This window comes from Fulvimarina uroteuthidis, from assembly GCF_034321785.1.
GTDB classification, from domain to species: domain Bacteria; phylum Pseudomonadota; class Alphaproteobacteria; order Rhizobiales; family Rhizobiaceae; genus Fulvimarina; species Fulvimarina uroteuthidis.
On the sequence record NZ_JAXLPB010000015.1, the window covers coordinates 1 to 8104 of the forward strand.

The window sequence follows — 8104 nt, forward strand, 5'->3', positions numbered from 1 at the left end:
GGCGCGGTACTCGCCGAAGAACTTCGTGATCGCAGCCGTCAGGCTCGTCTTGCCGTGATCGACGTGACCGATCGTCCCGATGTTCACGTGCGGCTTGTTACGCTCGAATTTGCTCTTGCCCATTGTTTTCTCCGCTGCCCTCTATGCCATCTGGCGGGGTGAAAAGGTCCGGCGCGATTTAAAGGCTGGCGGCGCAAAGGGCAAGAGCGCGGCCGCCGAATCGCCGGGCCGGCATGCAAGCAGTGCGCATTCACGGTTTGCGATCCCGGAAGGCCGGCCAGCCCGAGGCGCGGCGCGGCGATGATGTTTCGCAGGCGAAGCTGCTATGAGGAACATCTTTCACGATTCGCCATGCAGATGCCCATGACCGCCACCGCCCTCGAAATCCTCAAGACCGTCTACGGCTACGATGCGTTCAGGGGGCCGCAGGCGCGCATCGTCGAGCATGCGATCGCCGGCAACAACGCCTTCGTGCTGATGCCGACGGGCGGCGGCAAGTCGCTCTGCTACCAGATCCCCGCCATCGTCAGGCCCGGCATGGGGCTCGTCGTGTCGCCGCTGCTGGCGCTGATGGCCGATCAGGTCGCCGCCTTGCGGCAGGCGGGCGTCAAGGCGGCGGCATTGAACTCCGACCTGCCCGGCGACGAGCGCCAGGCGCTGTGGCGCGACATACAGGAAGGACGTCTCGACCTTCTCTACGTCGCGCCCGAAACTCTTTTGCGCCAAGACGTGCTGGAGCGCCTTTCACGGGCGGACCTGTCGCTGATCGCCATCGACGAGGCCCATTGCCTTTCCCAATGGGGGCATGATTTCCGGCCCTCCTATCGCCAGCTCGACCTGTTGGTCGACCGGTTTGCCGGCGTGCCGCGCATGGCGCTGACGGCGACCGCGGACGCGCCGACGCGGATCGAGATCCTTGGCCATCTCGATATATCGGAAGCCGACGCCTTCATCGACGGGTTCGACCGCCCGAACATCCGCTATGCGATCGGGGAGAAGGACAATCCGCGCGCCCAGCTGACGGAGTTCCTGAGGCGTCACGACGGCGAGAGCGGCATCATCTACTGCCTGTCCAAGCGCAAGACCGAAGAGACCGCCGCATGGCTGCGCGAAAAGGGCCACGACGCGCTCGCCTACCATGCCGGCATGGACAAGGCCGCCCGCGAAGCCAACCAGGTCCGCTTCCAGCACGGCGAAGCGGTGGTGATGGTCGCCACCATCGCCTTCGGCATGGGCATCGACAAGCCGGACGTGCGCTTCGTCGCCCATCTCGACCTGCCGAGCAGCATCGAGGCCTATTATCAGGAAACCGGGCGCGCGGGGCGCGACGGCCTGCCGTCCGAGACGCTGATGCTCTACGGCTCGGACGACATCGCGCTGCGCAGCCGTTTCATCGAGGAATCGGACGCGCCCGACCTGCGCAAGCGGGTGGAACGGCAAAAGCTCGACTCCCTCCTGGGGCTCGCCGAAACGGCGAACTGCCGGCGGCAGGTGCTGCTGTCCTATTTCGGCGACACGTGCGAGCCGTGCGGCAATTGCGACACCTGCCTCGAACCGCCGGACCTCTTCGACGGCACGATCGCCGCGCAGAAGGCGCTGTCCTGCATCTACCGCATCGGCGAGCGTTTCGGCCAATCCTACACCGTCGACGTTCTCCTCGGCGTCAGGAACGACCGCATCGTCCAGTTCGGCCATACGGAGGTCTCAACCTTCGGCATCGGGACCGAATACGACAATCGCACATGGCGCGCGATCCTGCGCCAGCTGATCGCGCTGCGCTTCATCGCCGTCGATCTCGCCGGCCATGGCGGCCTGTCGATCGCCCCGCCGGGCCGCGATTTCCTGCGCGAGAAGCCGACCTTGATGCTGCGCGTGCCGTCCGCGCCACGCGCGCGGCGCGAGCGCACGCGGGACGGATCTGCGCGGGCGGCCGCCCAGTCCGCGGTTCCCGCCGGGGATCGCGAGCTGTTCCAGGCGCTGCGCCAGAAGCGGACGGACATGGCCCGTGCGCAGAACGTGCCGCCTTACGTCATCTTCCACGAGAAGACGCTGATCGCCCTGGCCTCGGCCCGGCCGGTCTCGCGCGCCGACATGGCGAACATTCCCGGCATTGGCGATGCCAAGCTCGACCGATACGGCGCCGCCTTCCTGGCGGTCATCGCAGAGCACGGCTGATGGCTTTGCCGCGTTCAGAAGACCGCCGCGCCGGCGACCCCTTTCCGGAGCGCGGACCTCGAGGCGGCCAGTGTCCGAACGGCGAGGGGCAGGCAATGTCCGTCGCGCGCTTCGCAGTCGCGTCCGGATTCGAGCCGACGCGAAGCCGGTTCACCGTGAGATGAGCAGTCGGGAATGGCGATGATCGGGATCTGGAGCGGGTAGAGGGAATCGAACCCTCGTATTCAGCTTGGAAGGCTGCTGCTCTACCATTGAGCTATACCCGCGAAGACCCGGACGTCCGGCGGCGATGGTGGAGGGGGCTGGATTCGAACCAGCGTACGCTAAGCGAACGGATTTACAGTCCGTCTCCTTTAACCACTCGGACACCCCTCCGAGCCGCCGTCTCGATGCCGTCGAAACCGCATCAAACCGGTGTCGCGCCCGGCGGTGCCGTTCGCAACGGGACGGGTTATGATCGGACAGCCCCCGTCTGTCAACGGGTGAATCCGGCATTCTTCGAGGCGGAAATTCGATCGGATGGAGCGATCCCGTCTGTTGTCGCCCGCCCTGCCCTTCGATAAGGCAATTCCATGAGCAAAGATCAGCCGACACACACGCCCAAAGATTCCCACTACGCAAATCTGCGCCGCGCCCACCGCGACCAGAAGCGTTCGAACGATCCGGCGGCACCCGAGCCCCTCAGGCTCTATGGCATCCATACGGTGTCGGCGGCGCTGATGAACCCGGACCGCGTGCTGCATCGTCTGCTCGTCACGCGCAACGCGCTGGCCCGGCTCGACGTGAAGGAGGCCGACATTCACTGCCCGGTGGAGATCGTCGATCCGAAGGCGATCGACAAGCTTCTGGACGGCGATGCGGTGCATCAGGGCGTGCTTCTGGAAACCGAGGCGCTCGCGCCGCTGCGGCTCGACGCACTCGGCGATGCGTCGCTGATTCTCGTGCTCGATCAGGTCACCGATCCGCACAATGTCGGGGCGATCCTGCGCTCGGCGACGGCCTTCGCGGCGGACGGCATGATCACCACCTCGCGCCATTCCCCGCAGGAAGGCGGCGTCCTTGCCAAGGCCGCGTCCGGCGCGCTGGAGCATGTGAAGCAGATCGAAGTCCGAAACCTGGCCGAAACGCTGGAAAAGCTCTCGAAGCTCGGCTTCCGCACCATCGGGCTCGATTCGGACGGCGAGACGAGCTTCGAGGACGCGCTGGACGCGGACAAGGTCGCGATCGTGCTCGGGGCCGAGGGCAAGGGCCTGCGCCAGAAGACGCGCGAGACCTGCGATGCGCTGGCGCGGCTCGAAATGCCGGGGGCGATCCGCTCCCTGAACGTCTCCAACGCGGCGGCCATCGCGCTTTACGCAACGCGCCGGCGGCTGAAGCCCTGATCCGGCATCCCGCCGGTTTCGGGGGAAAGCCGAAGTTTTAGACGCGGGATGGCACCGGCCGGTCCGTCCGATCGGTCAAGGCCCGATCCGGAAATCGACGACGATCGGGCGGTGATCGGACGCTTGGCCGGCCCGCGCGTCCGCATGGGACGCGACGATCTCGATCTCGCGCGAGGCATAGAGCCGGTCGAGCGGTGCGATCGCGAACCGCTCCGGCCAGGTCTTCGGAGCGACGACGTTCGGCAGGTGCTCAGACAGGACGGCATGGACCCAGCCGCGCGGCGTCCATTCGTTGAGGTCGCCGAGAACGATGGTCGGCGTCGGAACTTTGCCCGCGCAGCTGCCGGAAGGCGCGCCGACGATCCTGTCGCGCACGGTCCGCGCCTGCTTCAGCCGGGTGGTCGGCAGCAAGGCGAAATGGGTGCCCAGAATGCGCAAGGGCGCAGACCCCGTGTGAAGCTCGACCTCGATGACCTTGCGCCGCTCGATATCCGGACCCGGCAGCGGGATGATCCTCGACGCGCGCACCGGGAACCGCGACCACAGAAGATTGCCGCACTCACAGTCCCGCCGACCGCCGGTCCTCACGTCGACGGCATGGTCGGACGGATCATGGCCTTCGGCAAGAAGGCGCTCGGTCAGGCCCGCGCGGAAGAAGTCGAACGCGCCGGCCGGCCGGCCGAGCCGGGTGCGCTCGTCGACCTCCTGCAGGACCAGAATGTCGGGCCGGATGCGCCCGATCTCCTCGAGCGTCCGTTGCCGATTCGCCTTTCGGCCGCGGCCGATCGTGCCATGAATGTTCCACGACATGATGCGGATGGTGTCGGCAGGCCTGTCAGGCGGGCTCATGCGCGGCCTGCGTCGTCCATCCGTCCGCCCGGTCGAGTTCGTCGCGCATTCGTGTCACGGTCAGGCTCCGGTCGGGCTGGCAATTGTCGCGCGTCAGGAGTTCGCCTTTCCTCACCGGCTTCAGCACCCTGGAATGTTCGCCGAGCCCCAGCGGGAGGGCGCGCCGGTCGCGGCCATCCTCCCAGGTCATGGCGAAACCGCGATACTGGGTCTCGCCGATCTTGCCGAGTGTCTCGCCGGCTTCCAGGTCGCGCTTGGCGACCGCACCGCATTCGGCCACCGGACGGTCCAGCGGCACCATGTCGGGCTCGCCGCGCATCACCGCGCGGATTGCCGAAAGCGGCGTTTCGAGGCTCGTCAGATGGAACGGCCGCACGAGGCCGAAGCACGGGCCGGGCCCGACCTTCAGATCGGCCATGCGCTCGATCGCGCGCGGGTGGCGCGGCTTGACAATGCAGAACACGCCGGGCGCGACGCCCTTGCCGATGGTGAAATCGACGCATCCCGATTTCGACAGGATGCCGCCATCCTCATGCGTCGCCAGCACCTGCCCCAGCGTCTCGGTGGTCGCCTCCGGTCCGTGCATGCCGGGCACGTCCGGAACGAGGCCGGTGCAATTGGCGATGGCCGTCATCTCGACCATGGTCTTCGAGCCGTCGATGAACTCGACCAGCATGCGGGCGTTCATGTCGCGCCGGCGTGCTTCCTCCTCGTACTCCTGCGGCACCGCGTCGTGGCGCAGCGGGTTGTTCTTGCCCTTGCCGGCCGCGATCACCTCCATGCCGAGGGTCTGCGCGAACGAGATGAGCTCGAGGGTCGACGCCGGCTCGTCGCCCGCAGAGCCGGTATAGACGACGCCGGCCTCCTTCGCCTTGCGGGCCAGCATGCGGCCGACGGTAATGTCGGCCTCGACGTTCAGCATCACGATATGCTTGCCGTTGCGGATGGCCGCGAGCGCGAGCTGCGTGCCGATCTCCGGACTTCCCGTCGCATCGACGATGACGTCGACCCGGCCCGCCGCGCAAAGATGCTCGATATCCGTCGTCACCGCGATCCTGCCCATCTCGATCGCGGCGTCGATCCTGTCGGGCGAATTCGCCTGAACGCCATGCCCGGCATCGTAGCCGGCGATCGCGATCGCCTCCATGGGGCGTCTCGGCGAATGGGCCGCGATCGCACCGACGCGGCAGCCGACCATCAGCGCGGTCTGGACCACGATGTCGGTTCCCATCTGGCCGGCCCCCGCAAGGCCGATGGTGACCGGGCCGTTGGCTTCGGCATAGGCGCTCAGTTCTGCGGCAAAGCCGACCCGGTCGATCATGCGGCTGGTCCTTCCAGTCTCGTTGGCTGGGCCCTGCCTGTCTGCAAGGCCCGTTTGTGGTCGGGGCAGGAAGCCCGCATCACGGGTCGCCGGCGCGTTTCCCGCTGTCCTCGAGCGGCATCGCTTCGAGCGCGACCCGGTCGCCGCGCCCCGAGCCGAGCACGGTCGCGACGATGATCCGGATATCCTCGATGAAACTCCGCCCGCTCGCATAGGCTCCATCGATCACCGCGAGCCGCTGGGGATCCGACATGTCGATGCCGGCGACCTGGGCGCGCCCGGTGATCCCGGGCCTCACCGAGAACGCGCCGTGGCGTTCGCGCGCCGCGATCAGTTCCGCCTGCATCGGAAGGCAGGGCCGCGGGCCGACAAGGCTCATCTCGCCCTTCAAAACGTTCCAGAGCTGGGGCAGTTCGTCGAGCTTGTAGCGGCGTAGCCTTGCACCGAGCGGCGTCACGAAGGCGGCCGGCGTGTCGTGGGACGCGCCGCTCGGCGTCTCGCGCTTCATGGTCCGCAGCTTGTAGCAATGGAACGGCCGGCCGCGAAATCCCACGCGTTCCTGGCGGAACAGGCCGGGGCCATCGCTCTCGCGGCGAACGAGAAGAGCGAGCAGCACGATCAGCCAGCCGGTGAGGACAAGCCCTGCGAGACTTGCCAGAATGTCGAACGCACGTTTCATGGCAAACGTGCTAGCACGGCTCCAAACGGTTTGCATTTCACATCGCGCGACGCGCAAAAGTTTGTGGACCTTCGGCAAAGCCACGATCGGGAGACAGGCTTGAGGATCATCGTCAGCGGCGCATCGGGATTTGTCGGCCGGCACCTGATGCCGCGACTGGCGGCTCTCGGCCACCAGGCCGTGCCGCTGGCACGCCGGGACGCGGCATCGAACGCGGCGCAAAAGGGCCGGCTCCACGCTCCGGCCGATCTCGCTTCGCTCGACCCCGACGGGCTGACCGGTGAACGCGGGTTCGATGTCGCCCTTCATCTCGCCGCCCTCAATCCCGATCGCCGCGACCGGGCGTCGAGCGAACCCGGAACCCTTCTGCGGGCCAACCGCGACGGCACGCGAGCCTTCGCCCGCGCTGCTGCGAACGCCGGCGTCCGGCACTTCATCTATCTCAGCACCGCCAACGTTCATGGGCCGCAGCCGACGGCCATTCGGGAGGATTCGCCGGTTCAACCGGCCAGTGCCTATGCGCGCTCGAAAGCCGAAGGCGAGGATGCGGCCCGCGCGGTCACGCAAGCCACGGGAATGGGCCTGACGATCCTTCGGCCGGCCCCGGTCTACGGTGCGGGCGGGCGCGGCATGGTCGCCGCGCTCCAGCGCCTCGCCCAAACCGCGGCGCCGATCCCGATGCCGACAGGTCTTCGGCCGCGAAGCGTCGTGTCGGTCGCATCGCTCGTTGCCGCGATCCTTGCCGTGATCGAGCGCGAGGGCGCCGACGGTGCGGCCTATCTCGTGGCGGACGAAACGCCGCATACGCCCCGCGAGATCGTCGCGGGAATAAGGCGGGGGCTCGGACGCCGACCGCTGATCGTCCCCGTTCCGGCATGGGCCGTAACCCTCGCGACAAAACCGCTCGGACTGGCGAAAACATTGGAAAACTTTCAAAAACCCTTCGTTCTGGACTGGCAGCGTCTCGCCGCGGACACGACATGGCGACCCGAGGGCGATACGATCGCGGCAATGCTGCGGGATGCCGGAGACAGGACCGGCCACTGAACCGATGTTTTCCCGATTGATCCAGATCAAGGCATCGCGACCCCGATGAGTGAAGAACAGACGAAAGAGCAGACCCTTCGCAAGGCGCGGCTGCAGCGCGAACTGCGGTCCAATCTGAAACGACGCAAGGACCAGGCCCGCGCACGGCGCGATCGCGGAAGTTTGATGGGATCGGACGCCGGGGCGGTCGACGCGGCGGACGATGGGACATGCTCGGACGGTGAGGAAACATGACGGGCCCGGCCTGCGCTTCGGCGTCCCGCCTGCTGGCGTCCACGACGAGGCGCCACGGCGGTGATCGATCGGAATCGGCACCCGCTTCGGTGAAAAGACGTCCCGGCATGGACTTTCGGGGTGCTGCGACTTAGAACGATTCCGATGTAAGGAGTTTCAGATGTGTGATTACGCCCGGCATTTTTCAGAAGCGATCGAAGCCCTGCACGCCGAAAAGCGCTACCGGGTGTTCGCCGATCTGGAGCGCATCTCCGGCCGGTTTCCGCGCGCGATCTGGCGCCATGAGGGCGAGGCCCGCGAAATCACCGTCTGGTGCTCGAACGACTATCTGGGCATGGGCCAGAACGAGAAGGTCGTCGCCGCCATGAAGGACACGGTCTCGGCCATGGGCTCGGGCGCCGGCGGCACGCGCAACAT

General features: G+C 67.0%; 8 protein-coding genes, 2 tRNA genes and 1 pseudogene. 5 read left to right on the top strand and 6 right to left on the bottom strand.

The window, feature by feature from the left end:
• On the bottom strand, positions 1-123 hold a 123-nt coding region (locus tag U0C82_RS18775), incomplete at its 3' end, for a GTP-binding protein (RefSeq protein ID WP_322188817.1).
• Between the two features lie 240 nt (positions 124-363).
• Between U0C82_RS18775 and recQ the strand changes: the two genes are divergently transcribed.
• Entirely contained in the window at positions 364-2175 is a 1812-nt protein-coding gene (gene recQ, locus U0C82_RS18780; protein WP_322189378.1) for a DNA helicase RecQ, read from the top strand.
• Positions 2176-2367: 192 nt separating this feature from the next.
• Here the strand turns inward: recQ and U0C82_RS18785 are convergent.
• Positions 2368-2441, bottom strand: a tRNA-Gly gene (locus tag U0C82_RS18785).
• Positions 2442-2465: 24 nt separating this feature from the next.
• Positions 2466-2550, bottom strand: a tRNA-Tyr gene (locus U0C82_RS18790).
• Positions 2551-2747: 197 nt separating this feature from the next.
• On the opposite strand from U0C82_RS18790, the gene rlmB reads away from it, so the two are divergent.
• Positions 2748-3557 (top strand): 23S rRNA (guanosine(2251)-2'-O)-methyltransferase RlmB, encoded by an 810-nt coding sequence (rlmB, locus tag U0C82_RS18795; protein ID WP_322189380.1) that lies wholly within the window; start codon positions 2748-2750, stop codon positions 3555-3557.
• Positions 3558-3632: 75 nt separating this feature from the next.
• Here rlmB and U0C82_RS18800 read toward each other — a convergent pair whose 3' ends face one another.
• The 3 genes from U0C82_RS18800 to U0C82_RS18810 form a co-directional block, all read right to left on the bottom strand.
• Entirely contained in the window at positions 3633-4406 is a 774-nt protein-coding gene (locus U0C82_RS18800; protein ID WP_322189382.1) for an endonuclease/exonuclease/phosphatase family protein, read from the bottom strand.
• On the bottom strand, positions 4393-5727 hold the full coding sequence (locus U0C82_RS18805) for an NAD(P)H-dependent oxidoreductase (protein WP_322189383.1): 1335 nt from the start codon (positions 5725-5727) through the stop codon (positions 4393-4395). The genes U0C82_RS18800 and U0C82_RS18805 overlap by 14 nt, the downstream gene beginning before the upstream one ends.
• A 79-nt stretch (positions 5728-5806) precedes the next feature.
• Entirely contained in the window at positions 5807-6406 is a 600-nt protein-coding gene (locus U0C82_RS18810; RefSeq protein ID WP_322189385.1) for a sugar transferase, read from the bottom strand.
• A gap of 99 nt (positions 6407-6505) precedes the next feature.
• Here U0C82_RS18810 and U0C82_RS18815 point away from each other — a divergent pair, with 99 nt between their 5' ends.
• The 3 genes and pseudogenes from U0C82_RS18815 to U0C82_RS18825 form a co-directional block, all read left to right on the top strand.
• Positions 6506-7453 carry an NAD-dependent epimerase/dehydratase family protein gene (locus U0C82_RS18815; protein WP_322189387.1) on the top strand — a complete coding sequence of 316 codons (948 nt, stop codon included), beginning with the start codon at positions 6506-6508 and terminating at the stop codon, positions 7451-7453.
• Positions 7454-7498: 45 nt separating this feature from the next.
• Positions 7499-7687 carry a hypothetical protein gene (locus tag U0C82_RS18820; protein WP_322189389.1) on the top strand — a complete coding sequence of 63 codons (189 nt, stop codon included), beginning with the start codon at positions 7499-7501 and terminating at the stop codon, positions 7685-7687.
• A gap of 160 nt (positions 7688-7847) precedes the next feature.
• A pseudogene (locus tag U0C82_RS18825) lies at positions 7848-8104 on the top strand (5-aminolevulinate synthase); the annotation flags it as partial.